Here is a 25,973-nt window from a genome sequence, read left to right on the forward strand (position 1 = left end):
AGCGTCACACCCCCCGGTGATCCACTCACCCGGTCGGTCCACCTCTCGTTCGCCAGCGGCCGACCCCCTCCAGGGACGCACCTACCTGCTGTCGAGTGCCGTCAACACCTGCATGACGGCGTTGAACTCCGTCCGTGCTCGGCGACGCTCCTCAGGGGTGAGCTGCTCCTGGAGGCGGCGGGCCAACGCCTTCTTCCTCGCCTGCAAGCTCCGAACACCCGCTGGATCCGCGCCCGCGAACACCCGGGCGGTGCTCCGCGCAGCCGCTGTCGTGCGACCGCGCGCCTTCGGGCCCGCAGGCTTCTTCGCCTTCAGCCGTTCACTGGCGGCGGCCGCGTCGCGGCGCAGCTTCTCGTACGGCGACCCCTTGGTGACGGGGACCCCGATGGGCGGCAAGCTCTCGCGCCGGCAGAGTCGACGCACCTCGGTGACGAGCTTGCGGTCGTCGCGGCAAGAGGCGCAGAGCGCTTCGCCGCTTCGAACGGTCACCCCACGGGTGGAGCGGCACACGTCACAGACACGAGCGCCCTCGCGGCCAGCCGTCCGCACCGGCGAGATGTCGTCACCCGGTGGCCGCAAGCGCTCACTGGCCCCTCTGGACCCCATCCGGATCTCCTGCGGCCCTTTGCCGCCGGCATTGAGATGCACCCTGCCCACGATCACCATCGTGCCCGGACGCACGACCTCGCGGAAGGATGAGCGCGACGTCGTCACCCGTTCTCAGGAACCTCGGCGTTCACGCGGGTCGCGGAGGAGGATGTCGACGTGGCCAGACGCATGGCGGACCCGCTCTTCCGCACTCGACAACGCGAGGGCTCGTACGCCGAGCACGTCCGCCCCGTGAACGAGCTCGTCGACGCGCTGCGTGCGACTGGCGCTGGATGGGTGCCGCACGTCGCGCCGCACCACGGCGGTGTCGACGCGCGGGCCCTCCTCGTCCTGCGCAGCCCTGGTCGGGCCACTGCAGCGAGGGGCGGCTCGGGCTTCCTGTCGACCGAGAACGACGACGAAACGGCGAAGACGATGTCCGAGCTGCTCGTCGGGGTCGGCATCGACACCCGGTCCATCGTGTTGTGGAACGCCTACCCGTGGCTGATCGACGGTGCTCCTTCGACGACGCAGGTCAAGGCCGGGAGCGAGCCCCTGGTGCGTCTGCTCGATCTGCTCCCCGACCTCCGTGTGATCCTGCTCCACGGAGGCGAGGCCCAACGGTGCTGGCAGCACGCCGTGGTGCGGTACCCCGCTCTCCGCTCGAGACTGCCCGTCGTCCGCACCTACAGCCCGAGCCCCCAGGCCCTCTTCCACCCGGACCCTGAGGTGCGGGCGGCTCGGGCTGCGCACCGCCAGGCCGCCTACGCTGAAGTAGCCAGGTCGCTGTCGATCCCACTCGAACCCGCCTGATGCTGAGCGCGCACCACCTCCGCCACGTCCGCCACCGCGCTCAGCACCGACTCCGGATCACCCGCGACATCCACCGTCCGCACGCGCACGCGCTTGTTCGCGATCGCGATGCGCACGTCCTCCACGTCCGCCTCCCCGGCTGCGTACAGCAGCAGCCCTTCGTGCAGGTCGTACGCCGTGAGGTACGCCAGCATCTGGTAGACGTCCGCGTTCGGCACGCTCCCGTGAGCCCGCTTGTACTTGCAGTCCCCGACGAACACGCACCGCCCGCCGCGCCACCACGTCAAGTCCGGCTCCAGCGGTACCCGGTGGTCCAGGTCCAGCCAGTGTCGCGGTCCTGAACGCCCGGAGGGGAGCTCCCGCTCGCTCACTCCGAGCGCTTCCCGCAGCGCGGTCCGCACGAAGTCCTCGAAGAGGGCGTTCATGTCGACGAGGATCCCGGCGGCTGCGTGAGCACCCGCTCGTGCCTCCAGACCGCCGACGAGCAACGCTGAAGCGAGGGACACGGACGGCCGGTAGTGGGCGTTCAACCGCGTCCACCGCGGCTCCGGGACGTAACGGCTCCCCCGCAACGGTGAGATGCCGTGCAGCACGTGGTGCAGACGCGTCAACGATCGAGTGGAGGTCTCCGAGCGCAGGGGCAACCGCCGCAGTCGGTCGACCGCTGAGCGGAGGATCTGGTTCTCCAGCACATCGGGGGTGAACTCGTCGAACTCGACCTCGACGGGTAGCGCCAGACCACGACGGCGGCTCATCTGGTCGGTCATCCGCACCCGGCCGCGCACGGTCGTCAGGGCGTCCTGTTCGCGGCGGTACGAGTGCAGGAGACCGCCACGTGTCGCGTCGTGGACGAACCGGGCGAAGAGGTCGACGAGCGCCTCGCTCAACGTCGCGTCCGCTGCCAGCGATGTCGCTGACCGCCAAGTGGCCGGCGACGACCGGTAGGCGAGCATGAACAACAAGGGAGCGAGCCCCACCTTGGGCCGCAGCTCCAGCACGAGGTCGCCGACCGTGACGACGCCGACCGTCGACCCGCAGGTCAACCGGTAGGTGTCCGTGGTGCCCGCCTCAGGCACCACGGACAGCCCGTCGACCGCGCTGCGCACAGCGTCCCGCTCCTGCACCGTCAGCTCGACGGGGTCACTGAGCTGGTGCTCGGTGAGCACCAGCGACCGCTCACCCACCCGCGCGCAGCCGGTCGAGCGCGAACGGCTCGAGCGCGGTGGGGTCGCCGTAGAAGTGCTCCTCGAGGAACGGCAGCACCGAGTACGTCCACGCCCGCTGCACCGCCCCTTCCGTCAACCCGGCGCGCAGGAAGTGGCTGGGCCCGATGGTGAGGTTGCGGTCGGCGAGCTGCGCGTTCGCCCGGTCGACGACGTCGGCCACCCACAGCAGGTCTGGAGCCTGGTCCGTGAGCCACCGTCGCAGCACCCCGTCGATCGGCGGGGTGTCGGGGAAGAACGGCACGAAGTGGAACCGTCGTCGCAGCGCCGTGTCGACGAGGGCGATGGAGCGGTCAGCTGTGTTCATCGTCGCGATGATCTTGAGGTTGGCCGGCAAGGCGAACGGTGTCTCGGAGTACTGCAGCCGGATCTCCTCATCGCGGTACTCCAGCAGGAAGAGCAGCTCCCCGAGGATCTTCGCCACGTTCCCGCGGTTCAGCTCGTCGATGAGCAGGACATGGGTCACGTCCGGGCGCTCGGTTGCTTGCGCGGCGATCCGCTTCAACGGCCCGTCGACGACCTCGTAGGTGACCTGCCCGCTCTCGGACAGCCGCGGCCGGTACCCCTCGATGAAGTCCTCGTAGGCGTAGGACGGGTGGAACTGGACCTTCTCCACGATGCCACCACCGGGCGCGAGGTGCCCGGCGAGCTTGCGGGCGACGAACGTCTTCCCCGTCCCGGGCGGACCGTAGAAGACGACTTGCCCCTTGTCCTGCAGGAGCTCAACGCTTTCGGCCAAGAAGTCCTCAGTCAGGTACATCTCGTCGGCGAGTGCCGCTAGTGATGACTCGGGCACGTGCTCGCGGTGCAGCAGCCACCAGGAGAACGCCTGCATGCCCCAGGGGTCGTCGGGGAAGTACGGTTCCAGCAGCCGGCGGATCGTGTTGTTCGTCCGCACCGCGACCTCGGCCGGTGACCCTTCACGGGAGTCGGGCCTGCCCAGGAGCTCCAGCACGGCCAGCTTGCCTGCTTTGCCGCTGGAGACGTACCCGGGGAACCAGAGGTCGGGCTGGTTGACGGCGAGCGCCTTGCTCATGATCGCCTCACCGACCCTGGGCAACTTGTGCTCCCCGCTGAGGCAGTCCTCGAGTCGCGACGCCACGTTCCCCGAACCGTGCAGCAGGTGCTGCAGCGTCCGGGCGACTCGCATGCGGCCGTCTTCGCTCTGCAGGAGCGCGTTGAAGCCCGGTTGGGGGCCGGGTGAACCGTAGGCCGGACCCGCCAACCGGTTCAACGCGGCGACGTCGAGGTCGGCGAGTGCTTCCGGGGTCAACGCGACAGCGAGCTCCTCCCGTTCGACGCCGCGCTGGACGGCGATGTCGGTGGGGTAGCCCGTGTCTTCGCGGAAGCGAGTCACCAGCTCAGTGAGGTCTTCCACGTCTCCTCCTCCGACGAACCGGGCGTAGGCGTCCTTCTCCTGCTGATCCCACGGCTCCGGAGGCTCGCCGGACAGCACCCGCCACAGCAATCCTTGGGTGTCCAGCCGGTCCTGCAGGCTCGAGCCGTCGCGGACGTTGTACCGATCTCGGAACTCGTCGAGGAAGCGCAGCGCCTCGGCGTAGCGGGCGGCCGGCTCGGGGCTGTTCTCGGGCGACCAACCCACGTGTGTGTACGCTTTCTGGAACGCGTTGAGCCGGTACACCGGGTACCGCGTGACGTCCACGGCACCGAGCAGCAACGACGCCAGTGCCGCGCTCGTCCCAGGGTGCGTGATCGTGGTGGGGACGAAGCGGCTGAAGTCCTCGACTGCGGTCGTGACATCGCCACTGGACCACAGGGCGTCGAGCGCTGCGTGGACGGATCCGGGGCCCGCAGTGATCCACTTCCGCACCTGGTCCGTCGTCCGCCACCCCAAGGTGTTGGTGGCTCTGAGGGCCGCGAGCAACGGTGCTTGCCAGTCGTTGCCGTCACTGAGGGACGACCGGGCCTCGACCAGGAGCTGAGCGGCGTGGACCTTGTAGCTCCGTTCCTCGGCCTCGAGGTCGATCGTCTCGGCGAAGCGCTCAGCCCAGTGCAGCAAGCCGCTCCAGTCGGTGCCGTCCGGGACATCGCCGAGGGGCACGAGTGCGTGGATGGCCCGCCACTGGGGGAGCGTGACCTTGAAGTTCGTCGCGTTGGCGAGCTTCAGCACCGCCAGGTCGGCCAGCTCGGGAGTGGTCTTGGCGACGGTGCGTGTGATGTGCGGGGTGATGTGCCGGACGACGCGGAAGTCGACGCGGTGTTCCTCGGGGTCCGCGTCGTCGGGCCGGAAGTCAGGGGTCGGTCGCACCCGGGGCTCTGACGTGAGCCGTCCCAGCACGTGCAGCCCACCGTCGGTCCCGGACGCCCACAGCACCACCCCGTCACCCGGCTTCATCTCGGTGCGGTAGCGGGTCACGGTCCAGTCCTGCACGTGCCCGGTCGGCATGCTCGGCAGCTTCGCCACGATGTCCCACTGCCGGGGGTTGGCCTGGAACAGCCAGTGCTTGCGCTCGTGCCCCGACCAGGGTGAGCCCGCGGGCCACTCGGTGAGACCGCGCATCGCGTCCGCGTAGTCGTCGGTCAGCGGGAAGAGGTACCCCTGCTTGACCGCGCCGTTCTTGTCGAAGGGTCCGTCACTGGCCGACCGCTCCGGTAGAGCGGTGAGCGGCAGCGCGTCGGGGAGGTCGAAGTACTCGACGCGGGTCAGCCAACCGTGGTCGCGCTCGGCGACGGGGCCGTAGGGCCGGCGGGCTTGCACCGGCTCGGTGACGACCTGGCCGAGCGCCACGACGTACCCGCGGCAGTAGTGCACGACGGTGTCGCCGACAGTCATCCGGCCGACGTCGCGGTGGTGGGCGACGGCGTTGCCGCCGAGGCCGGCGAAGACGACACCGACGCGGGCCTCATCGGAGAAGGCGCGGCCCTGGTTGACCCACCACGTCGCGGGTCCACGGCGATCCTGCCTGTTGTAGCGGGGTCGCAGGTGCTCCACCAGACGGGCCTTGAGGGCAGCCGGATCGTCCAGTTCGCGCCAGGAGATCGCGAACTTCGCGAAGGCCTCCTGCAGGTCCTGGACCGCCGGATCGATCTCAGCGAGGACCTGGTCGCGCAGCACGGAACCGCCGGAGAAGTGGTTGCGCAACCGTTGCCGGAGGTTGCCCGACTGGCCGACGTAGACGACGGTGCCGTCCTCGTCGTGAAGGACGTGCACAGCCTTCGTTGCTGGGGCTGAGGTGGGAACGTCCACGGTGAACGGCGTCGGCGGGGTGAAGCCTTCGAGCAACTCTGCTGCGCTGGCCATGCTCCCCCTCCGCCGACTGGTGCTCTGGCACCGTATCGGGACCAGGTACGAGCGCGAAGGCACGGAGGGGCACGGGCTCGCGAGGACGGACGACCTACCGAACACGCCACCGCAGCAGTCGCACCAGACGCTCGCGACTGCAAGCCCACCGTCCAGGCCTGTGCGCCCTCCAGTCCAGAGCCCGCAGGAGCTGGCCGTGCACCTCGTCGGGGTGGGTGGCGATCACGGAGGTGCGCCCCCGGAACGTCGTCGCCCTCGAGGTGGGGTGGAGTCGGGAGTCGGGTAGACGCGCGGCGGTCGTGGCAGCGAGGTGAGGGTAAGGCGCGATCCGGCCGCTCCACACCTGCGAGTCGCCTCACCTCCACGCCGCCCTACGGACCACCGTGCGGTCCGTGTCCTGCGCCGCTGCGATCGACCTGTCAGACGAGCTGGATCACTGGAGCGAAGCACCAGCATCCACACCTGATGTCACGTTGCTTGTGATTTACTGAGCCGGAAATCACAAGCTAAGGCTGAGCGGGGGCGTTGCGGTGACGATTCAGCCCGGCGGTGAGGCGTGGGACGACCGTCGGCGCCTGCTCGCCGCGGTCGAGCAAGCCCTCTCGTTGCTCGCTCAGGGAGCGACCGCGGAAGCAGTGGAGACGGAGAGGGTCGACTTCAAGGAGGAGCGCGGTCGTCGCGGGGCCGGCGGCCGCGTCCACCCCGGTGAGCCGCGCAACCAAGCGGTGGCGGAGCAGCTCGCGGACGAAGTGGCGTGCCTGGCCAACTCCGTCGGCGGAGGCGCGCTGATCATCGGCGTCGCTGATGACGGCTCCCTCATCGGCGCCGACACCGACCGCGACTGGCTGCGTCAGCGCATCAGCGAACGCATCGACGTGGCGCCCGCGGTCGACGAGCGCTTCCTCCCCGACGGCACGCGCGTCCTCGTCGTCCTCGTCGCGGAAGCCCGCGAGCCGGTCGCTGACACCCTCGACAGGTTGCGCTGGCGCGTCGGCGCCACCTGCGCTCCCGTCGACCGCTCCGAGTGGTGGGCCCAGCGCCTGCGCCGGCAGGGTCACGACCCCCTCCTGGCCACCACGACGAGGACCTCGGCGGACCTGGCTCCCGGTGCCGTCGGGGCCGTGCAGCGACTGCTGCGCAGCACCGCCGGTGATCCGGGGATGTTGGCCGATCTGCCCGCCCGGGACCTCCTGACGCGCTTGGGGGCGCTGCTCCCCGACGGCCACCTCACCGCTGCCGGCGCCCTGATGTTCTGCCCCTCACCACGCACGATCATCGAACTGGTCGCCCTCGACGTCCCCGGTGGCAGTGTCGTGCTGCCCCCGCCAGACCTGAGCGGCCTCAGCGTCGTCGAGCAGCTCGTCGAGGTGGAGACGCGGCTCGACGCCCTCGACACCGGTGTTCCCCAGCAGGCCGGACTGCGCATCGCCTCGGTGCGCCGCGTGCCGTGGCCGGCGGTGCGGGAAGTCCTCCTCAACGCCGTCGTGCACCGCGACTGGTTGCCTGCCGACCCGGTGCGCGTCACGTGGGTGCAGGAGGACGCGACCCTCGACGTCGTCTCCCCCGGAGGCTTCGCCGGCGGGGTGACCGCCGGGTCCGTGCTCTCCGCGCGCTACTCCAGGAACCCGGCACTCGCCGATCTCACCCGAGCCATGGGGCTCGTCGAGAGGCAGGGCGTCGGTGTCGACCGGATGTACCGCGACATGGTGGCCCTCGGGCACCGGGCACCCAGCATCCGGGAGGAGACCGGCCCGCAGGTGCGGGCTCGCCTCGTCGGCGGTCACCCGCTCGCGGCGGTCGTCGCGGTGACGACTGGGGTGACGCCGGTGGTGCGGCAGCAGGACGTCCGTGTCGTGCTCGCCGTCCACGCCCTCCTCAGAGACGGGTTCGTCACCCCGACCACCCTCGCGGAACTGCTCCAGGTACCTGAGGACGAGGCCGTCGACGCGCTGGACGTGGTGAGCACGTGCACCATCGCTGGGAAGCCGGTGGCGCAGCTGACCGGTACGGCGACGTGGACCGCCGGTTCCGGGCTCACCACCGCCGCCACGAGCGACACCACCGCTGTGGCTGTCGCCAAGCGACGAGGGCTCCTCACCTGGTGGCGGCCCGACGCGCTCGGAGCCCGGCGGCTCGTCGAGACGTGGTTGCGGTCGCACGAGCGCATCACCAGTGGCGAGGTCTCCAGCATCACCACGTTCTCCGGGCAAGCGTCCTTGTCGCTGTTGCAGCGGCTGGAGGCGGACGGCTTCGTTCAGCGAGGGGCGAGCCGCGGCCGCTCAGCTCACTTCCTTCGTGCGGGAGACAGTGAGGGTGAGCCGTCGAGCTCCCCTGTTCGCCGCTGATGCTCGAGCCCTGCTCTGTCGGCGCGGGTGTGGAAGGGATGGCGTTCATCGGTGCAGGCCCCCGCCGCACCACCTCGTTGACGACCGCGCTCAGGCCGAAGCGGCGCCGAACTTCTCCCAGCGCCACGCCAATCGTTCGGGGTCGGGGTGATCCGCGCGGCGTGCCGGCAGCTGGAGACGCTGCCGGTGCATCTCCTGCAACCCGTGCCGCAGCACCGGGCCATCGACCTCGTCGAGCAACGCGGAGTCGATGCGCACCTCGTAGTCGGGCGTGATGCCGAGGAAGCCGTGGTCGTAGGCGCGGTGGTGCAGGGTGCACAAGCTCAGGCCGTTGCTGACGACCGGCTGCCCGAGCTCGGCGTCGGAATCGTCGACGATGTGCGCGGCGTCCAGCAGCTCGCCGTGCGCGAGCCGGCAGACGGCGCAGCGGGTGCTGTAGGCCTGGATGACGCGGCCACGGAACTCCGGCTGGTGCAGGCGCTGCTTGGTGATGCGTTCGGCGTAGCGCCGCTCGTCGGTGGTCGGGTGCAGCGGGTCGCGCAGGAACCGCAGCGACTCGTCGAGGGCGATGACGAACTGGTGAGCTTTCCGGTCGTCCTCGACGACGTACACGGGGAAGACGGGGACGAAGACACCTGGGGCGATCTTGCGCAGGAGGATGATCGGCAGACCGAGTTCCATGGCCCGCCGGAGCTTGGTGTTCTGACCCTGCGTGGACCCGGCGCGGTAGTCGTAGCGGAAGAGGCCGCCGTCGATGTCTCGGTCGTCGTACGGGCCGTCGGGCGAGGAGACGATGCTGAGCGTCGCCTTCAGGTCCTTCGGGTTCCAGATGCCGGCGGAGGCGTCGACGAGCCTGCGCGTGGTGCCGCCACCGAGGTCGAACGCCGACAGCTCCTCGCGGCTGATGACGCCGCCGTTGGCGGAGACCGCGCGGGTGAGGCGGTCCATGACGCACTGTCGCAGTTCCCGCTCCTCGTGCGCCGCGTCCTGCGTCACCACGACCTCCTCGTCCCGAAGACCGCACGGTCTTCCGCTGTCCTCATCATGTCGGACGCTCTCTTCACCCGAGGAACCCCAGCCACAAGCTGTCCCGCGCCCTCGTCATCCCCACGTACAGCTCTCGCCGCTCCACCTCCAGCCGCTCCCGCCACGCGATCTCCGACTCCCCCGGCTTCGCAGCGGACCCGCCCTCGCGCAGTCCCGGCAGGAAGACGTGCTTGAACTCCAGCCCCTTGGCCCGCTTGATGGTGCCCACCTTGAACCGCCCGCACGTCTGCCCCGCGTACTCCTCCAACGGCACGAGCGGCAGCCCGGCGCGGCGCAGGACACCGGCGTACCGGGACGCGTCCGCGGTGGTGGCGGTGAGCAGGGCGCAGTCCCCGAGACCGACTCCCGAGGCCGCGAGGTCGTTCACCGCCTGGACGAGCGCCATCTCCAGGCTGCGCGCGTCGGGGGCGTCGACGCGCACGGTCACCCCGCCGTCGCGGGCGACCTCCATCCGTCGAGCACCCGCTTCGAGGGAGTCGTCGAGGTCGCCGAAGGCGTCGGAGGCGACGACGGCCACGGCCGCCTCGAGGATGCGGGAGGCGTTGCGGTAGTTGGTCTCCAGGACGGTGGAGCGGCCGCGGACGTTGATGCCTGCTTCGGAGAGGGTGAAACCGCCCGGGTAGACGGCCTGCTGGCCGTCGCCGATGAGCAGCAGCCCGTCGGGGCCGTCGCCGCCGAGCACGTGCAGCAGCTGCACGCCGACGCGGCTGAGGTCCTGCACCTCGTCGACGATGACGGCGACGTAGGGCTCGTCCAGCGGGCGCCGCCGCACCTCGGCGAGCGCGAGGAAGAGGAGGTCCGCCGCGTCGTGCAGCTCGCGGGAGCGCAGCAGCTCGCAGTAGTGCGCGTGCAGCTGCCAGACCGCCTCGCGCTGGGCGCGGTTCAAGGGCGTGGAGCGGCCCACCCGGGTGAGGTCGGCGTACTCGGAGAAGTCGGTCAACCCCCGCCCCTTGATGACGGAGGCGATCTCCTCCTTCCAGTACTGCACGGGCACCGGAACCTCGGCGAGCGCCGAGTAGCGCCCCACGCTCGCCCACGACCGCCAGAAGCACGTGTCGGCGGCTTTGAGGTCGACGCGGTGGCGCACACCGCGCTCGGTGAGGAACCGCCGCGCCCACGAGTGCAGCCCGCGGAACTCGACCCGTTCGACGTGCTGGGGTGCCAGCCGGGCGAAGGTGGCGGCCAGCACGGTCGGCAGGGTGCGGACGAAGGAGACGTACAGCAGCCGGCCGGGGCGGGTGCCGGCGAGGTAGGCGGCGCGGTGCAGGCCGATGACGGTCTTGCCGGTGCCGGCGGGGCCCCGCACCCGGGCGGGGCCGTTGCGGCTCTGGCGGACGAGCTTGGCCTGGCTGGGGTGCAGGAACGCCATCCAGTCCTCGATGGGGGCGGCGAGCGCACCGTCGAGGAGGGACGCTTCGAGTTCCTCGGCGCTGAAGAGGGCTTGCTGCTCCGGCTGCTCCTCGGCGGCCTGCAGCGGCAGGACGGGCGGTACCACGACAGGACTGATCTCGACCGGGCCGGCGTCCTCGTGGGGCGGGAAGTCGCGCTCGAGGACGGCCAGCACCTCGGGCAGCTTCTCGGCGTCGAGGCGATCGCCGCGGCGGTTGATCCACGGCACGAGGTGCTTCTCGCCCATCACCGTGACCCGGCCCAGGGTCAGCGGCCCGAACGCCTTGCCGACGAAGACGAGGACCGGCACCACCTCCAGCGGCGCGAGCCCCACCTCGGCGACGGTCTGCTCAGCGAGCTCCGCGATGCGCAGCACCTTGTCGACGTCGTCGTGCGCGTCCTCCTGCCCGCGGCACAGGCGTCCGTCCTCGACGTGCACCTCTCGCCAGTTCTTGACGTCGACGACGAGCACTCCGCCGGGACCCACGTGCAGCAGGTCCACGTTGGCCGCCCGGGTGCCCGGCCAGCGGCGGTCGGCCAGCAGCGTCCAACCGGAGCTGGACATGGGCTGCAGCAGCGCACCGATCTTGCGCTCACCTGCACCGCCGGCCTCGTGCCGGCGGACGATCCGCTGCTGCTGCGCGGCGAGGCGCAGGTACTCCTCTGCGAGGGCACGCGCGCGCCGGGCCTCGACGTCCTGGGACGCTCCCGCCGTCACGGCGCTCACAGGTCGTGCACCCCGACGTGGTGCACGACGAACCGCGCCGGGTCGCTCTGGTGGGCGAAGTAGACGCGCCCGCACTCACGGAGGCTCTTGGCGTCGCCGAGCTTGACGTGCGGGACACCGTCGAGGCGGTGGCCCTCGAACTCGAAGTTCGCGCGGCCGGACTGCTTGAGGGCCAGGTCGGTCGTGGCCACGTCGAGGCTGAACTCCGCGCGGAACCAGTCCGTCAGCCGACCGGTGATGCGGCCCTGGGAGTCGGCGAAGGCCACCGAGGCCCGGGCGAGCGTCACGAGGGCGGAGCGCATGAGGTCCGGGTGCAGGTACCCGGACTTGCGCCAGCTGCGGGCGGCACCGCTGGTGAAGCGCAGCCGGCCGCCGCTGCGCTCCTCGAGGAAGTCCAGCAGCGGTCCGGCGTCGTCGGGTTCCAGCGGCGGGGCGTCCTCCCAGTCGGGGACGCGGTGGAGTGCCGGGACCCGCCCGAGCCCGCCGAGGGCGACCGTCAGCGAGGTGACCTCGTCCTCGAGTCGGTGCACCTCCTGAACCCACTCCTCGATCTCGCACCGGGCCGCGTCGAGCTCGCCGCGCAGCGCGTCGACCTGCCGGTGCTCGTCCCCGGCGGCCGTGGCGGCCTCCAGCCGGCGCTGGGCGTCCAGGCGCGCCAGGGCGCGGGCCGCCCGCTCGGTCGTGCGGTACACGACGTCGATGCCGCGGGAGACCACCGCCAGCGGCGCGATCGTCCCGAGGACCTCGTCGACGACGTCGAGACCGCGCCGGGCCGCGATCCGCTCCGGGCCGAACACCGGGTGCGTCAACGGTTCCAGGTGCGGCCAGACCAGCCGCGCTCCACCGACGGGCACGTCGAGCCCGCGGCCCAGCCGGGCGACGAGGTCCCGGGCACCGCGCGAGCGCAGGCAGACGACGTTCGCCAGCCCCGGCAGCTCCAGCGCGGCGGTGTTCGCCAACTCCAGGTGCCAGGTCTCGGCGGGTGCGACGAGCAGCACCGGCAACCGGTCGGTGCGGCGCAGCGCTCCGGCGAGCAGTTCGGCCTCGGCGGGGCCGGTGACGTCGGCGCGCCGGCCGTCGACCGGACGGCCGTACGCGGAGACCACGAGGTCGGGGTCCTCGACGACGCGGCGCACGAGCACCGGGCGGCGCAGGAACGTCTGCGGTGTCGGGGCGATCCAGCCGCCGTGCGACTCGCGGCCGGTGACGACGCGCAGCGTCGCCGTGGGGTGGTCGGCTCCAGCGGCGAGCGTGACACCGGTGACGTGGGTGACCGGAACGCCCCGGACGGGCACCCGCAGGTCGAGGCGCTGCGCGGTGCTGCTCGCGGTGGCCACCCGGTGCCAGGACAGCTGTCGAGGACCGGCGGCGGCGGGCGAGCCGGGGTGGGGTCCCCGGCGGATCAGGGCGCACGAGCCGTCCGCGGGCAGGGCGGCCAGGTCGGGCACGCCCTCGTGCCCGCTCTCCAGCCACTCCTGCACGTGCCGCAGCAGCACGTCGTGGACGGCGGGCGCGGTCGGGTGCGTGCGGGAGCGGACGTCGAAGTCGACGACGTACTGGACCTGCACGACCGCTCCTCCCCGTGCTGCTCGAGAACCTGCTGCGTGGAGCGGCAGGTACGTGGAGGGTTGTCGACACGAGTCCGGAGCAGGCGGAGGTGCGGTACCGGAACGGAGCAGGCGGAGCACTCGAACGGCTGCAAGGGCTCTCCCACAGGGCAGAAGCAGGCCCTCGACAGCGACCACTGGACCGGGGTGCAGTGGAGTGCTTGTATGTGCACTGAAGTGCACATACAAGCACTCCATCGGACGGGGGAGGTGGCGACGTGAACTGGGTCCACCCTCTCTCCGCGCTGTTCCCCACCGTTCAAGGCGCCGTGCTCCACACCCTCTGGCGGCGCACCACTCCGATGACCGGACGCGAGGTGCACCGCGTCAGCGCGACCGGCTCCTACCGGGGCACCCTGGTCGCGCTCGACCGCCTGGTCGAGCAGGGGATCGTCGAAGCGCGCCGCGTCGGGCAGGCGCGCGAGTACCGCCTCAACGAGGAGCACCTCGCCCACCCCGCCTTGGCGGCGGCGCTCGCCGCCTTCACCCCTCGGGCCGACTTGGACGACCGGCTGCGCGCCCTGGTGCACCAGCACCTCCCCGACGACCGGCACGTCTCGCTGGCCTACTTCGGCTCCTTCGCCCGAGGAGAAGCGGGAGCGGACAGCGACATCGACCTCCTCCTCGTCGTCCCCGACGGCACCGCTGACGACACCACCGACCGGATCGTCGCCGACCTGGAGGTTCGCGGGCAGCGGTGGACGGGCAACGAGGTCCAGGTCTACGCAACCCGTCACACCGACCTCGCTCGCGCGGTCGCCGCGGGCGACCCCATCGTCGCCGAGTGGCAGCAGGACGCCGTGACGATCCTCGGCCCCACGATCCAACGACTCCTGGAGGCGCCTCGATGACTCCCCGCCCCGGCCCCCGGATGCAACCCGTGACGGCAGCGGAGGTGCAGGTGCGCGCCGAGGCGGCGCGGAAGTTCCTCGAGGTCGCCCGCATGGTCGAGGACGACACCTCCGATCCCGCCCTCCCCCGCGTCGCGAGCGCCCTCGCCGCCCTGGCCGGCATCGCTGCCAGCGACGCCGTCTGTGGTCACGTCCTCCACCAGCGCCCACAGGGGCAGGACCACCATGAGGCCGTTCGCGTGCTCGGGAGCATCCGTGGCGCCGACGAGCTCGCCACCTCACTGCGCCGCCTGTTGGCCGACAAGACGACGTCCCAGTACGGCACCACGTACATGACCGCGCAGAAGGCGGCGTCGATGGTCCGGCACGCCGAGAAGCTCGTCGAGGGCATGGAGCAGCAGTTGCGGAGCCGATGAGGTCCCCCCGCTCGAACTGACGGCACTCAGGTGGCGTCGCTGATCGTGGTGGAACCTGCGTCACAGCGCCCTGCAACGCGGGCGGCTCACGAAGGCGCAGCCAGCTGACCGGAGGCGAGGAGCATCTTCGTGAACGCGGGGCACGCCTCGACGGCCTCCCGCACCTGCAGCACCGCCTCCCGTACCACGTCGGGCGCGGTGACCTCCTCCACAGCCAGCCGCCGCGCCAGCCGCAGGTGGCTGTACGCGCTCAGCTGACCGAGCAGCGCAGCGGACACCTCGCCGACCGGCACCTCGGCGGCGGGTGCCGTCCAGTCCCCGGCGTCCACGACCAGGGCGAACGGGGAACCGTCGAGGGCGTTGAGCTGTGCCGCCAGGTCGGCGTGGTGGGGTGTCCAGGAGCGTTGCGCGGCGGCCCAGGTGGGCGGTTCCTGCACGTAGCCGACCTCGACGCCGGGGCGCACGAAGTCGAAGAGGACGTACAGGGCGATGCGGTCGCTCTTGGTCGTCCGCCGCGGCCAGGCGGTGGGCCAGTAGGCGGCGGCGAAGTGGTCGCGCGCCCACTCCTGCGGCCGCTGCCACCCCAGGCCGCCGGCGGTCCACAGGCCCTTCTGCGGCCACCCCCACACGATCCCGTCGTCCTCCAACCGGGCGGTCAGTTCCTGCACGAACGTGGAGATCGCGGGGTAGAGGCGCTCGGCCGCGACGCGGTGCGCGTCGGTGACCTGCTGGTAGTCGGTGACGTCGAAACCGTTGAACACCCTCGCTACTCCCCTGCGTTCCATGAGTTCGACCGTGTCGTCGCGCAGTGCCTGTTCGTGCACCGCGAGGTCCCGCAGACCCCGTAGGAGGTCGGCGACGGCGCGCCAGGGCAGCCAGCGGACCTGCGGGCGTCCTGCGGCGCTGCCCGTCCCGACCAGCTCGTCGAGCTCCTCGCGCGCCCGCGCCACGTCCACCGGCTCCGACGTCCCCGTGGTCAGCGCCACGACGGTCGCGCGCGCCCCTTGCGCGGCGGCACGTTCGGAGAGTGCGCACCACTGGACCGTCAGCTGCTGCAGGGTCCCGCGCCCCTCGACCTGGTACCGGCCGAACCCGGCGTGGTACTTCGCCTCGACGGCGATCAGGTGGCCGGCGACCTGGACGAGCACGTCGGGTTCGACCTGCCGACCGGGCAGCAGGCTCACCGGCAGCTTCGGCCACAGAGTGATCGTCGCGCGCTCGACGTCGATGGCTGAGAACTCGACCCCGGGCAGGGCGACCGCGAGGAGAGGGCCCAGCAGGCGCTGCCGCGGCAGGTAGCGCACCGCGGAGAACACGGCGTCCGTGAGGGTGTCCTCCATGCGTTCCGCCGCGAGCGTCGCCGCGGGGTCGAGCTTGCCCTGCAGTTCGGCGCGCACAGCGCGAGAGTGCTCGCCGCGCACGGCGGCGTCGAGCCGTGGCGTGTCGGACTCAGGTGCGTCAGGTCCGGGTCGGGGCGGTGAGCCGCTCGGCCCGGGCCGCGATCGCGGTGACCAAGTCCTCGCGCGCTCCCGTCAGCGTCGCCACTGACGGGTCGAGCGCCCGCTCAAGGACCTCGTCGAGCAGCCGTGCCACCGCCCGGGCGGGCAGCGGCCACGACGAGAACTCGGCCAGCACGTCGCCGCGGTCGACACCGTCGGCGTCCCACCCGCCGTTCACCGACATGGCCATCCGGCGCTCCAGCGGCGCGGCGCCGGGTGTGCGGGCCAGGTGCAGGGTCGGCACGACGTCGTACAGCGGCGCCAACCGCGGACCGCCCTCGGTGTGCAGCAGGGAGAGGTTGCGGGCGTGGGCGTCGGCGTTACCGACGAGCACCGTGGTGAGCAGCGCACGGGCGAGCGCCAGCAGCTCGGCTCGCGGGTCGGCGGCCACCGCCCGCACGACGGCGGCGATGTCCCGCCAGCCGGGCCCGCCGTCGGCTTGGTACTTCTCGTCGGGCAGCCGTCCGCACGCCTGGCAGAAGTCCTCCTGGTGCGTGCGGACCACCCGGCCGTCCGCGCCGACGTGCCGGTCGTAGCGGGCGACGCTGAGCACCGGGCGGCCGGCCACCTCGAGGACCTCCGCGCAGGCGGTGTCGGCGCCGAGGTGGCGGGCGAAGGCCAGGCCGAAGGCTTCGAGCTGCACGAGGTCGGGGAACGTGTCCGGCTGGGGTTTGAGCAGGTGCGTCGAGGGGGCACCACCGACAGGGCGCGCCCACAAACCGTCGGGGCGGCGAGCGAGCAGGAGCTTGTCCTGCCGGCCGGCGAGGGACAGCCGCACCCCGTGGCCCACGCCGAGGGGTTGCTGCGGCAGGGCCGCGAGCGCTTCCTCGAGCCCGCTGGCGTCCAGCGGCTCGGTGCCGCCGAGGTCGTCGACGGGGCGCTCACCGTCCGGGAGCACCTGGACGGCCCCGGCGCAGTCCGCCCCGATGGCGGCGAGGAGGCGGGCCACGTCACCGCGGGGAACGTCGAAGGTGCGCTCGACGGCGGTGCGGAACTCGCCCTCAGGCAGCAACCCCTCGATGAACGGCCGGGTGCTGCCGACGCTGTACGGGGCGGGTCGCACCCGCAGCGACGCGGAGAGGACGACGGCGCCGTTCCCCCACCGTTCGACCGCCGCCGGCAGGTACCGGAGTCTGAGCTGCCGGCTGCGGACCTCCACCAGTTCCGCGACTGGCTCGCCGCGCAGCCACACGGCCAGGGGTGGCGTGCGCGGGCTCACGGTCGCGGGGCGCCGGCGCCGCGGGGGACGACCGCGAGGTCGTGCCCGAGCACGGCGAAGAGGTCGAAGAGGCGCTTGACCTGCAGCGAAACCTCACCGGTCTCCAGCAGGCTGACGTACTGCCGGCTCACCCCCGCCCACTCGGCGAGCTCCTGCTGGTTCATCCCGGCCCGGTGGCGCAGGTCGGCGAGGGCCTGACCGAGCTGAGCGGGGGTCGCGGCACGGCGCACCCCTGGGCTGCCCGGATTTCCTGTCACAGGGCCCAGACTCACCGATTCCAGGAAATCCTGTCAAGACGCGCGGCGCGGCGATGCCGGCCCACGCAGCGGGCATCCCGTGAAGGTTCGTACCGCCCCACGACGTGGCTCCCTGTCTGCCGAGCGCACTGCACCGGGTCGTCCGGCCAGGGTCCTGCGCTACCTTCTGCGCCCCTCCTGCGCTACCGAATGCGGTCCTTCAACGCTACCGAACGCCGATCACCCCTCCTTCGGCGTGCCCGGCGCGATGCCCGCCAGCAGCGCCTCGAACGCCTCCTCGTCCACCACCGGCACCCCGTGCTTGCGCGCGTCGAGCACCTTGCGCACCCCGGCGTCCGGCTCGTTGGTCACCAGAAGCCCGGTGGTGCGGCTGACGCCGTTCATCACGTCCAGGCCGGCGGTGATCGAGCGGGCGATGAGGTCCTCGCGCGGGATGGTCGTGTCGCCGCTGAAGACGACCTTGGCGCCCTGCACCAGCGCCTCGCCCGGCACCCAGCGCCCCGGGTCGGTGAACGCGCAGGGGGTGCGCGGTGCGGTGGCCGGGCGCCGCCAGCGCCGCTGCGCCGGGGTGGGCGGGTTCTGCCGCAACGGGATCAGCGGCAGGTCGATCCCCTGCTCGGCCGCCTCGCGCAGGGAGGCGCGCAGCACCTCGGTGAGCACGCGGGTGTCGTCGACGGCGTCGTGGGCGCGTTCCTGCGCCACGCCCCAGTGCGCGGCGACGCGGGCGAGGGTGAGGTCCGGCAGCGGCAGGCGCAGCCGCCGGCTCAGCGTGACCGTGCACAGGAAGTGCGGCACGCGGTGCTCAGCACCGGTGCGCTTGAACTCCTCGTGCAGGAAACCCCAGTCGAAGGGGGCGTTGTGGGCGACGAGCACCCGCCCGGCGAGCAGGTCCGCGAGCTTGCCGGCGACGTCCGCGAAGGCGGGGGCGTCGTGCAGCATCTCGGCGCTGATGCCGTGCACGTGGGTGGGGCCGGGGTCGCGGCCGGGGTCCACCAGGGAGTCCCACGCGCCTTCCACGCGCCCGTCCGCGGCCAGCTGCACCACCGCGACCTGCACGACCCGGTCGGCGGAGGCGTCCATGCCGGTGGTCTCGACGTCCACGACGGCGTAGGGGTGCGGGTAGCGGGCGACGACGTCCGCAGGGAGGGGGTCGGGCACGTCAGCGGGCGAGGTGTGGGGGAGCACGAGCCCATGATGCGCGCCCGGTCCGACGGGAGCCGCAGCTGACTCGGACGCCACATATACATAATCCGTACGATGTACATGTACGTGGAGATGTGGCCCGGTCACCGGGTTCGAACTCCGCCTCCTCGTCGCGACCAACTCCCTCAGACGGGTGCCAGCAGCTCGCGCGCCCCCGGCGTCAGGAGGTGCTCGACCCGCTCCCACGGCACCAGGTACTGCCGGGTGCCGTGCCCACCGAGCTGGTAGTCCTGGAACCAGAACGTGATCCCGTCCTCCCCGGACTGCCACGCCGCCCAGTTCACCTCCTTCGGCGCGAGCCCCTCCAGCTCCGTGACGGGCTGCCCCGCCGCGTCGGCGATCTCCTCCACCACGGGGGCGAGCTCCTCGAACGCCGTGCGCGGGTCGTCGAACACGTCGTCGAGGACCACCGGCCGCTCGCGCCCTACGTCAAGGACGACGGTGGTCACGGACGTCGTCGGGTGGGCGGTGCCCTCGGTGGAGTCGACGAACTCCAGCACCACCTGCACGGTGCGCCCGTCGTCGGTGGTGACGGTGCCCTCCCCCGTGAGCAGGCGCGGCGGGTCCCCGTCGAGCACGGTGGCGGCGGCCTCGACCACGTGGTCCGCGGAGGCGGTCACGCGGCGGTTCACCTCGTCGGCCACCGACGGGCCCGCGGCGCGCGGGACGGTGACGTCCCACGTGAAGGTGCCGTCGGAACCCGTCAGGTGGTCCTCGTCCCACCGCAGCGCCTCGCGCGTGGCGGGAGGTTCACCGCTCGGTGTGGAAGGGGAGGCCGCGGTGGTCGTGCTGCCCGGCGCTTCGGCGGGAGACGCCGGCTCGGCGCCGCACGCGGACGCGGCGATCCCCGCGAGGAGCACCGCGGCGCCCCAGCGCGCCGGGCGGGAGGTGGACATGGCGGGACCCTTCGCCGGGGACGAGAGGTCGGGACCCTACCGAGGCGAGCCCACCCGCGAGGGGGGTTTCCTGAGACGCTCTGGAACCTCGGCAGGGGTGGTCAGGCGGGTTCCTCGCCGGTGCCGCCGTCGGCTTGCTCGCGCAGCAGGTCCAGGTGGCCCAGGTGCCGGGCGGTCTCCTCCACCAGGTGCAGCAGGATCCAGCGCAGCGAGGAGTCCCGCTTGTGGGCGGTGGCGTCCAGGGACGCGGCCGTGGCCACCACTGCGTCGCACCGGCGGGACTCGGCGGCGTACTCGGCCAGGAGCTGCTCGACGGTCACGTCCGCCGGCACCCGCCACTCCCCGTCGGGGTCGTCGTCGCTCCAGTCGAACTCCAGGCCCTCCTCACCCGCGAACACGTCGCGCAGCCAGGAGCGCTCGACGTTCGTCAGGTGGCGCACCAGGCCGTGCGGGCCCATCCCGCTGGGGGTGGTCGCCGAGCGCAGCGCGTCCTCGGCGGCACCGCGCAGCTTCCACGCCACCAGGTCGCGCTGGCGCTGCAGCACGCCCAGCACGGTGGTGCGCTCGTCGCCGTGGTGGGCGGCCTCGGTGATGCCCGCCCGCGTGCCGTTGACCGCCCCGCTGCCGTCGTCCACGCCCCCACCGTAGCCACGCGGCCCACGGTGGGGGCGCGCCCACCCGTGACGGACCCGCACCGCTCCCCTACGGTGAAGGCGTGGTCCCGGCCGATGTCCCCTCCGCCGCCGCCGAGCACGGCTCCGGGTCGCCGCCCGCGCTGCTGGAGGCCGTCCTGCGCCCCGGCGGCCTGCAGCTGCGGCTGGACGGGCCGTCGGCCGAGGACCTGCTCGTGGCGCTGTCGCGAGGCGACGAGGACGCGGTGTGGGAGGACGTCGACGTCCTGCCGGCCGGGTCCAGCGGAGAGGTCCTCGACGTCGGGGCGAGCACCGGCGACCGGGTTCTGCTGCGCTCCGAGGACGGCACCCGCGCCTCCAGGGCGGTGCCCGTCGTCAACCCCGACGCAGCGCCGCAGCAGCCGGAGGCGGACGGTGCGCAGCCCGGTGCCGGTGCACCCGCCGAGGACGCTCCCGGCGACGGCGGAGCCGAGGACAGCGATCCCGGGGCCAGCGATCCCCAGGACGACGACTCCGAGGACCGCGAGGCGCTGTGGCAGGTCGCGAGCACCCTGGAGGAGCGCCACGGGGAGTGGAACGCGCACCCCGAGGGGCCGGTGCTGCACGTGCACGGCCGGTTCGGCAACACGTTCCGGGTGGCGGCCGAGGGGATCAGCGCGGGGGCGGGCGACGTCCGCGCCGTGTGCGCGATCTCCGCGCGCGGCGACTACACGCTGCTGGTCGCCCAGGGCCGGGAACTGCTGCGCGCCGAGGAGCGGGCGGGGGTCCCCACGCAGTGGCGCCACTACGACCTGCCCGCGCACCTGGACGCGGCGGCGCTGGCGCAGAACCCGGACGTGGAACGGCGCTGCCGGCGCCCGCAGCGTTCCCCGCTGCTGCCGCCGGAGGGGGCGCTGACGCTGCTGCGCGACGCGGGGATCGACGTGTCCGCGCCGCTGGACCGGTGCACCGCCTGAGGGCCACCACGTCCGCCCCGACCTGACCGCTCCGACCCGGGAGACCCCGTGCCCACCACCCGGACCCACGGCGACCTGTTCGAGCTCGGCCTGCCCGCCCTCGCGCACGGCTGCAACTGCCGCGGCTCGATGGCCGGCGGCATCGCCCTGCAGTTCCAGGCCCGGTGGCCCGACATGGCGCGCGCGTACCGGGAGCGGTGCCTGGCCGGGGACTTCCAGCTCGGCGACGTCATGCCGTGGGAGACGCCCGAGGGGCTGGTGGTCTACAACCTCGCCACCCAGGTCGAAACGGGCGCCGACGCCCGGCTCGACGCGATCGACACGACCGTGCGGGCGGCGCTCGTGGACGCCGAGCGCCGGGGCCTGGACCGGCTGGGGGTGCCGCGCATCGGCGCCGGCATCGGCGGGCTGGACTGGGCGGACGTGCGTGAGGTGCTGCACCGGGCGGGGGACGAGTCGCCCGTGGAACTGGTGGTCGTCACCCGGCCGCGCGGCTCCTGACCGCGTTCCTCCCCGCAGCGGGGCGCCGCGCGTGCACGACCCCGTGCACGCGGTCCGCTGCGGCGACGGGGCCCTCGTGCTCCCACACCCGCACGACGTGCCAGCCGGCCTCCGTGAGCCGGGCATCGGTGTCGCGGTCCCGGGCGGTGATGCTGCCCAGCTTCACCCGCCACCAGGCGGCGTTCGCCCTCGGGCGGTGCACGTGCACCGGGCAGGAGTGCCAGAAGCACCCGTCGACGAACACCGCGACCCGCGACCCGCGGAACACCAGGTCCGCGCGGCGCCGCCGGTTCGTGCCCGGCGGGGTGGCGTCGACGAGGTAGCGCAGGCCGCGCCGGTGCAGCTCGCGGCGCAGCGCCAGTTCCGGTGCGGTGTCGCGGCGGCCGGTGCGGCGCATGATCCCGGCGACGGCGGGGCTGGAGGCGGGCGGTGCGGGACCGGGTTCCTGCCACGCGCTCACCGCCGCACCGTAGGCGCACCCGGTCCTGCGGCGATGCTCCTGTGGACGACTGCGACGTGGAGTGCGGACGGCCAGGGCGTGGAGGGGCACCGCCCGAGTGGGGCAGCATCGTCACGTGCCCGTCCCGCAGACCACCGCCGCGCGCCCCCTGCAGCGACGCAGCAGTCGGCGCCCCCTCCTGCACTGCACGTGGACGCCGGCGCACGGCCTGGTGTGGTGGGTGGAACTGCCGGTGCGGGCCCGCGACGTCAGCGACCCGGCGGTCCACGCGGGTGCGTCCGTGCCGGCGGAGCGCCGCCTGCTGGCCCACCGCCTGGGCGGGGCGGCGACCGGCGCCGCGGCGCCGGTGGCGGCCGCCCTGCGCGGCCCGGCCCGCACCGCGCGCCTGCTGCTACCGGTGCGTGCGGGTGTTCCCGTCCCGGCCACCGCGCCCGGGCACCCGGTGCCGCAGCAGCGGCCGGCACCGACGGGGCTGAGCCTGCTGCGCGTGCCCGTCGCGGCACCGGCGCCGGCGGTGAGCGTCGCTGCGCTCGACGCCTTGAGCGGGGGTGGCGGCTCCGCGGTGGTCGTGGGGCCGGGCACCGCTCGCCTGGCTGCGATCGTGCGGGACCTGCAGCGGTGGGTGGCCGCCGGGCGGGTCGTCCCGGACGTGGGGCCGGAGGGGGCGGCGCGCTGGGTGCTGGTGGACGACGAGGACGTGACCGCGTGGTTCGAGGCGCACGTCGCGGCGCTGCCCCCGGTGCTGCGGGCCGCTGCGCGCCCCGGTGAGCGCGCCGGGCGGGTGGCGGGCAGCACCGCGCGGCAGGTGCTGGAGGCGGTGGTCCCCGCGGTGCTGGGGGAGCTGGTGCTCGGGCGCACCGCTCCACCGGCCTCCCCCGCGCACCCGCTGCTGGTGGCGCTGGCGACCGGGACCCCGGTGGAGCTCGCACCGGGCCGGTTGGAACTGCTGCGCACCGGCCTGCAGGAGTGGCGCACGTCCCGGCAGCAGCGCACGGCCCGCCTCGTGCTGCGCCTGCAGGAACCGGACGGGACCGGCCAGGACATCGGCCAGGACGGTGACGACGCGCGCTGGCCGGTGGACGTCCTGCTCAGCGTCGACGGCGACGCACCCGCCCCACTGGCCGCGCTCGCCGGTGACCGTGAAGCGGTCGACGCCCTGCGGGAGGGGCTGCGGCACGTGCTCGCCCTGGTCCCCGCGTTGCGGCGAGCGGACCGCGACGCCTCGGACGAGGGGCGGCTGTGGACGTCCACCTCCACCGTCCTGGACCTCGTCGACCACGGCCGGGACTTGCTGCGGGACTCCGGGGTGACGCTGCTGCTGCCGAAGGAGTGGACCCGGCGCGAGGCGTCCCTGGAACTGGACGCCGACGGCTCCGAGGACGACGAGGAGTCCCCGCTGGGCCTGGAGCACCTGGTGTCGTGGAACTGGTCGGTGGCCCTGGGCGCGGACCGCCTCACCGAGGCGGAACTGGAAGAGCTCGCCGCCGCCAAGGTGGACCTCGTGCGCCTGCGCGGGGAGTGGGTGCGCGTCGACGCGCGCTCGCTGGCCGCAGCTCGCCGGTTCGTGCGCGGAGCCGCCGACGGTGCGACCGGCCGGCGCGGCAACCTGGCCGACCTGTTCGCGGACCTCACCTCCGCCGGCGCACCACCGGTCCCGGTGACGCGGATCGACGCCCGCGGCTGGTTGCGCCCCCTGCTCGGCGGTGCCGATGCCGCCGAGGTGGCAGAGGTGCCGCAACCGTCCACCCTGCAGGCGGTGCTGCGCCCCTACCAGCGGCGGGGGTTGTCGTGGCTGGCGTTCATGGACCGCGCCGGCCTGGGGGCCGTGCTCGCCGACGACATGGGTCTGGGCAAGACGATCCAGGTCCTCTCGCTGCTGCTGCACGAACGCGAGGACGCGGGCGGAGGGATCCCCGGCCCGACGTTGCTGGTGTGCCCGAAGTCGCTGCTGACCACGTGGGTGCGCGAGGCGCAGCGGTTCGCCCCGTCGCTGCAGGTCGTGGTGCACCACGGTTCCGGCAGGGACCGCGAGGACGCCGGTTTCGGCGGGGCAGACCTCGTCGTGACGACGTACGGGACGCTGGCGCTGGACGCGGCGAAGTTGCAGGCGGCGCAGTGGCACCGCCTGGTGCTCGACGAGGCCCACCACGTGAAGAACACCGGGACCCGGCAGGCCAGAGCGGTTCGCCACGTCCACGCCCGACACCGGCTGGCGCTGACGGGAACCCCGGTGGAGAACCGGCTGGAGGAGCTGCGCGGCGTCCTGGACGCGGTGAACCCCGGCCTGCTGGGATCGGCCGAGGCGTTCCGGCGGCAGTTCACCCGCCCCGTCGAGGTGAACCGCGACGCCGCCGCGGCGTCCCGGTTGCGGACGCTCATCCGACCGTTCGTGCTGCGCCGCGTGAAGACCGACCGCGCCGTCATCGCCGACCTGCCCGACAAGATCGAGATGACCGTCCCCGTCACCCTCACCCGCGAGCAGGCGGCGCTGTACCGGGCGAGCGTGGCTGCGCTGCTGCGCGACGTCGACGAACTCTCGCCGATGGAGCGGCGCGGGGCGGTGCTGCGCACCCTCACTCAGCTGAAGCAGATCTGCAACCACCCCGCCCACTTCCTCGGTGACGGCTCCGGGGTGCTGAGGGGCAGGAACCACCGCTCCGGGAAGCTGGAGGTCGTGGAGGAGGTCCTCGAGGAGGTCCTCGCCGAAGGCGACCACGCCCTGCTGTTCACCCAGTTCACCGAGTTCGGGAACCTCGTCGCACCGTACCTGTCGCAGCGGTTCGGCGTGGAGGTGCCGTTCCTGCACGGCGGCACCACGCGACGCCAGCGCGACGCGATCGTCCGCCGGTTCCAGGACGACGGGGAGGTACCCCTGCTGCTGCTGTCGCTGAAGGCGGGCGGCACCGGCCTCACCCTGACGCGCGCCAACCACGTCGTGCACCTGGACCGCTGGTGGAACCCTGCGGTGGAGAACCAGGCCACCGACCGCGCCTTCCGCATCGGCCAGCGGCGTTCGGTGCAGGTGCGCAAGCTCGTCACCGCCGGGACCGTCGAGGAACGGATCGACACGATGATCACCCAGAAGTCCGAACTGGCGGACCTCGTGGTGGGGGCCGGGGAGGGCTGGGTCACCGAGCTCGGCACGGACGCGCTGCGGGAACTGCTCACCCTGTCGGACGGGGGAACCGGTGCGTGACGTGCGGGGCGATCTCCCGGTCCGGGCGCACGGCTGGACGTGGGGTGACCAGCTGGCCGATGCCGTGGCCGCCACCACCGACCCCGGCCGTCAGGTGCGCGGCGAGGACCTGTGGGTGCGGGACGCGGTGGGCCCCCTGCAGCTGGACGGCGGCACCGTGGCCGCCCTGGTCGCCGGCAGCCGGGGCCTGCCCTACCGCGCCACCCTGACCGTGGACCCGCTGCAGCCCGAGGACGCCGCGATCGTCCTGGCGCTGCTGCGCGAGGACCCGGCGCTGACCGTGGAGCTGTTGACCCGACCGGACGACGGCGGGGCCACCGCGGAACTGTCCACCCGGGCCGGGGCGCTCGGCGTCCCCCTGGCCCCGCAGCACCTGGAGCTCCTGCGCGCCACCTGCACGTGCCCGGACCCCGTGCCGGTGTGCAAGCACGTCGTCGCCCTGGGGTGCGCCGCGAGCGCGTTCGTCGCCGAGAACCCCGTGGCGTGGCTGGTGCTGCGCGGCACCCCCCTGCAGGACCCCGCGGAGGGCACCGGGCCGGGATCGCCCCCCGCCGGCCCCGCCCCCGGTGAAGAACCCCTGCGGGACCTCGCCGAGGACTACTTCAGCGGCGCGGAGGTGCCGGAGGCCCCCACCGGGCTGCGTCCCCGCCCGGCCCCCGGCGAACGCGACCCCGACCTGCTGCGCGCCGCCCTGCGCCCGGCGCTCACCGGACCCGGCCGGCGGCGGGCGCGCGTGGAGACGGACGTGGACGGTGCCGTCGCACAGCTGCACACCTGGTACGCGCAGATGACCGGCCAGGTGGGTGGGACGGTGGGCGATTCGGCGAGCGAGGCATCGGAGTTGCCGGCGGCTGGTCCGCCGACCGGGTGAGGTTCCTCCAGCACG

The 25,973-nt window shown here is 73.0% G+C and carries 21 protein-coding genes; 8 read left to right on the forward strand and 13 right to left on the reverse strand.

What is annotated here, in order from left to right:
* Positions 1-81 precede the first annotated feature (81 nt).
* Entirely contained in the window at positions 82-714 is a 633-nt protein-coding gene (locus ACRYM0_RS02610) for a hypothetical protein (protein WP_432501834.1), read from the reverse strand.
* A gap of 51 nt (positions 715-765) precedes the next feature.
* On the opposite strand from ACRYM0_RS02610, the gene ACRYM0_RS02615 reads away from it, so the two are divergent.
* Complete coding sequence (locus tag ACRYM0_RS02615; RefSeq protein ID WP_432501836.1) at positions 766-1,401, forward strand: uracil-DNA glycosylase family protein; 636 nt, start codon at positions 766-768, stop codon at positions 1,399-1,401.
* Here ACRYM0_RS02615 and ACRYM0_RS02620 read toward each other — a convergent pair.
* Both ACRYM0_RS02620 and ACRYM0_RS02625 read right to left on the reverse strand, forming a co-directional pair.
* The gene (locus tag ACRYM0_RS02620; RefSeq protein ID WP_432501838.1) at positions 1,353-2,585 is read right to left on the reverse strand and encodes an McrC family protein; all 1,233 of its coding nucleotides are present in this window, start codon (positions 2,583-2,585) and stop codon (positions 1,353-1,355) included. The two genes, ACRYM0_RS02615 and ACRYM0_RS02620, sit on opposite strands and share 49 nt — an antisense overlap.
* Positions 2,578-5,949 carry an AAA family ATPase gene (locus ACRYM0_RS02625; RefSeq protein ID WP_432501840.1) on the reverse strand — a complete coding sequence of 1,124 codons (3,372 nt, stop codon included), beginning with the start codon at positions 5,947-5,949 and terminating at the stop codon, positions 2,578-2,580. Before ACRYM0_RS02625 ends, ACRYM0_RS02620 begins: the two co-directional genes overlap by 8 nt.
* Positions 5,950-6,521: 572 nt before the next feature.
* Between ACRYM0_RS02625 and ACRYM0_RS02630 the strand changes: the two genes are divergently transcribed.
* On the forward strand, positions 6,522-8,231 hold the full coding sequence (locus ACRYM0_RS02630; protein WP_432501842.1) for a DUF5635 domain-containing protein: 1,710 nt from the start codon (positions 6,522-6,524) through the stop codon (positions 8,229-8,231).
* A gap of 90 nt (positions 8,232-8,321) precedes the next feature.
* Here the strand turns inward: ACRYM0_RS02630 and ACRYM0_RS02635 are convergent, their stop codons facing one another.
* From ACRYM0_RS02635 to ACRYM0_RS02645, 3 genes are all read right to left on the reverse strand, one after another.
* On the reverse strand, positions 8,322-9,227 hold the full coding sequence (locus ACRYM0_RS02635; protein WP_432501844.1) for an HNH endonuclease: 906 nt from the start codon (positions 9,225-9,227) through the stop codon (positions 8,322-8,324).
* A gap of 64 nt (positions 9,228-9,291) precedes the next feature.
* Positions 9,292-11,394, reverse strand: coding sequence for a nuclease-related domain-containing DEAD/DEAH box helicase (locus tag ACRYM0_RS02640; RefSeq protein WP_432501845.1), 2,103 nt, complete (start codon positions 11,392-11,394; stop codon positions 9,292-9,294).
* Entirely contained in the window at positions 11,391-12,962 is a 1,572-nt protein-coding gene (locus ACRYM0_RS02645) for a hypothetical protein (protein WP_432501847.1), read from the reverse strand. Before ACRYM0_RS02645 ends, ACRYM0_RS02640 begins: the two co-directional genes overlap by 4 nt.
* Positions 12,963-13,270: 308 nt before the next feature.
* On the opposite strand from ACRYM0_RS02645, the gene ACRYM0_RS02650 reads away from it, so the two are divergent.
* Positions 13,271-13,852, forward strand: a complete 582-nt coding sequence (locus ACRYM0_RS02650) for a nucleotidyltransferase domain-containing protein (protein WP_432501849.1) — start codon at positions 13,271-13,273, stop codon at positions 13,850-13,852.
* A gap of 29 nt (positions 13,853-13,881) precedes the next feature.
* A complete protein-coding gene (locus tag ACRYM0_RS02655; RefSeq protein ID WP_432501850.1) occupies positions 13,882-14,268 on the forward strand; it encodes a hypothetical protein in 387 nt (128 codons plus the stop codon).
* An 86-nt stretch (positions 14,269-14,354) separates the two neighbouring features.
* Here ACRYM0_RS02655 and ACRYM0_RS02660 read toward each other — a convergent pair whose 3' ends face one another.
* The 6 genes from ACRYM0_RS02660 to ACRYM0_RS02685 form a co-directional block, all read right to left on the reverse strand.
* Positions 14,355-15,665, reverse strand: coding sequence for a hypothetical protein (locus ACRYM0_RS02660; protein WP_432501852.1), 1,311 nt, complete (start codon positions 15,663-15,665; stop codon positions 14,355-14,357).
* Between the two features lie 61 nt (positions 15,666-15,726).
* On the reverse strand, positions 15,727-16,986 hold the full coding sequence (locus ACRYM0_RS02665; RefSeq protein ID WP_432501855.1) for a HipA domain-containing protein: 1,260 nt from the start codon (positions 16,984-16,986) through the stop codon (positions 15,727-15,729).
* Positions 16,983-17,216 carry a helix-turn-helix transcriptional regulator gene (locus ACRYM0_RS02670; RefSeq protein ID WP_308220215.1) on the reverse strand — a complete coding sequence of 78 codons (234 nt, stop codon included), beginning with the start codon at positions 17,214-17,216 and terminating at the stop codon, positions 16,983-16,985. Before ACRYM0_RS02670 ends, ACRYM0_RS02665 begins: the two co-directional genes overlap by 4 nt.
* A gap of 246 nt (positions 17,217-17,462) precedes the next feature.
* Positions 17,463-18,428, reverse strand: coding sequence for an exonuclease domain-containing protein (locus ACRYM0_RS02675; RefSeq protein WP_432501858.1), 966 nt, complete (start codon positions 18,426-18,428; stop codon positions 17,463-17,465).
* A gap of 143 nt (positions 18,429-18,571) precedes the next feature.
* Entirely contained in the window at positions 18,572-19,342 is a 771-nt protein-coding gene (locus tag ACRYM0_RS02680; RefSeq protein ID WP_432501860.1) for a hypothetical protein, read from the reverse strand.
* Positions 19,343-19,443: 101 nt separating this feature from the next.
* Complete coding sequence (locus tag ACRYM0_RS02685; protein ID WP_432501862.1) at positions 19,444-19,977, reverse strand: DinB family protein; 534 nt, start codon at positions 19,975-19,977, stop codon at positions 19,444-19,446.
* Between the two features lie 80 nt (positions 19,978-20,057).
* Between ACRYM0_RS02685 and ACRYM0_RS02690 the strand changes: the two genes are divergently transcribed.
* Both ACRYM0_RS02690 and ACRYM0_RS02695 read left to right on the forward strand, forming a co-directional pair.
* Positions 20,058-20,930 carry a hypothetical protein gene (locus ACRYM0_RS02690; protein WP_432501864.1) on the forward strand — a complete coding sequence of 291 codons (873 nt, stop codon included), beginning with the start codon at positions 20,058-20,060 and terminating at the stop codon, positions 20,928-20,930.
* A gap of 48 nt (positions 20,931-20,978) precedes the next feature.
* The gene (locus tag ACRYM0_RS02695; RefSeq protein ID WP_432501866.1) at positions 20,979-21,431 is read left to right on the forward strand and encodes a macro domain-containing protein; all 453 of its coding nucleotides are present in this window, start codon (positions 20,979-20,981) and stop codon (positions 21,429-21,431) included.
* On the opposite strand, the gene ACRYM0_RS02700 is transcribed toward ACRYM0_RS02695, so the two are convergent.
* Entirely contained in the window at positions 21,409-21,828 is a 420-nt protein-coding gene (locus tag ACRYM0_RS02700) for a very short patch repair endonuclease (protein WP_432501937.1), read from the reverse strand. The genes ACRYM0_RS02695 and ACRYM0_RS02700 overlap by 23 nt on opposite strands.
* A 178-nt stretch (positions 21,829-22,006) precedes the next feature.
* Between ACRYM0_RS02700 and ACRYM0_RS02705 the strand changes: the two genes are divergently transcribed.
* Both ACRYM0_RS02705 and ACRYM0_RS02710 read left to right on the forward strand, forming a co-directional pair.
* On the forward strand, positions 22,007-25,087 hold the full coding sequence (locus ACRYM0_RS02705) for a DEAD/DEAH box helicase (RefSeq protein WP_432501867.1): 3,081 nt from the start codon (positions 22,007-22,009) through the stop codon (positions 25,085-25,087).
* 1 nt (position 25,088) lies between these two features.
* A complete protein-coding gene (locus ACRYM0_RS02710; protein WP_432501870.1) occupies positions 25,089-25,958 on the forward strand; it encodes a hypothetical protein in 870 nt (289 codons plus the stop codon).
* The last annotated feature ends 15 nt before the right edge of the window (positions 25,959-25,973 follow it).

Origin of the sequence: Kineococcus arenarius subsp. arenarius (assembly GCF_050871845.1) — a bacterium.
In the GTDB taxonomy this organism is placed as follows: Bacteria; Actinomycetota; Actinomycetes; order Actinomycetales; family Kineococcaceae; genus Kineococcus.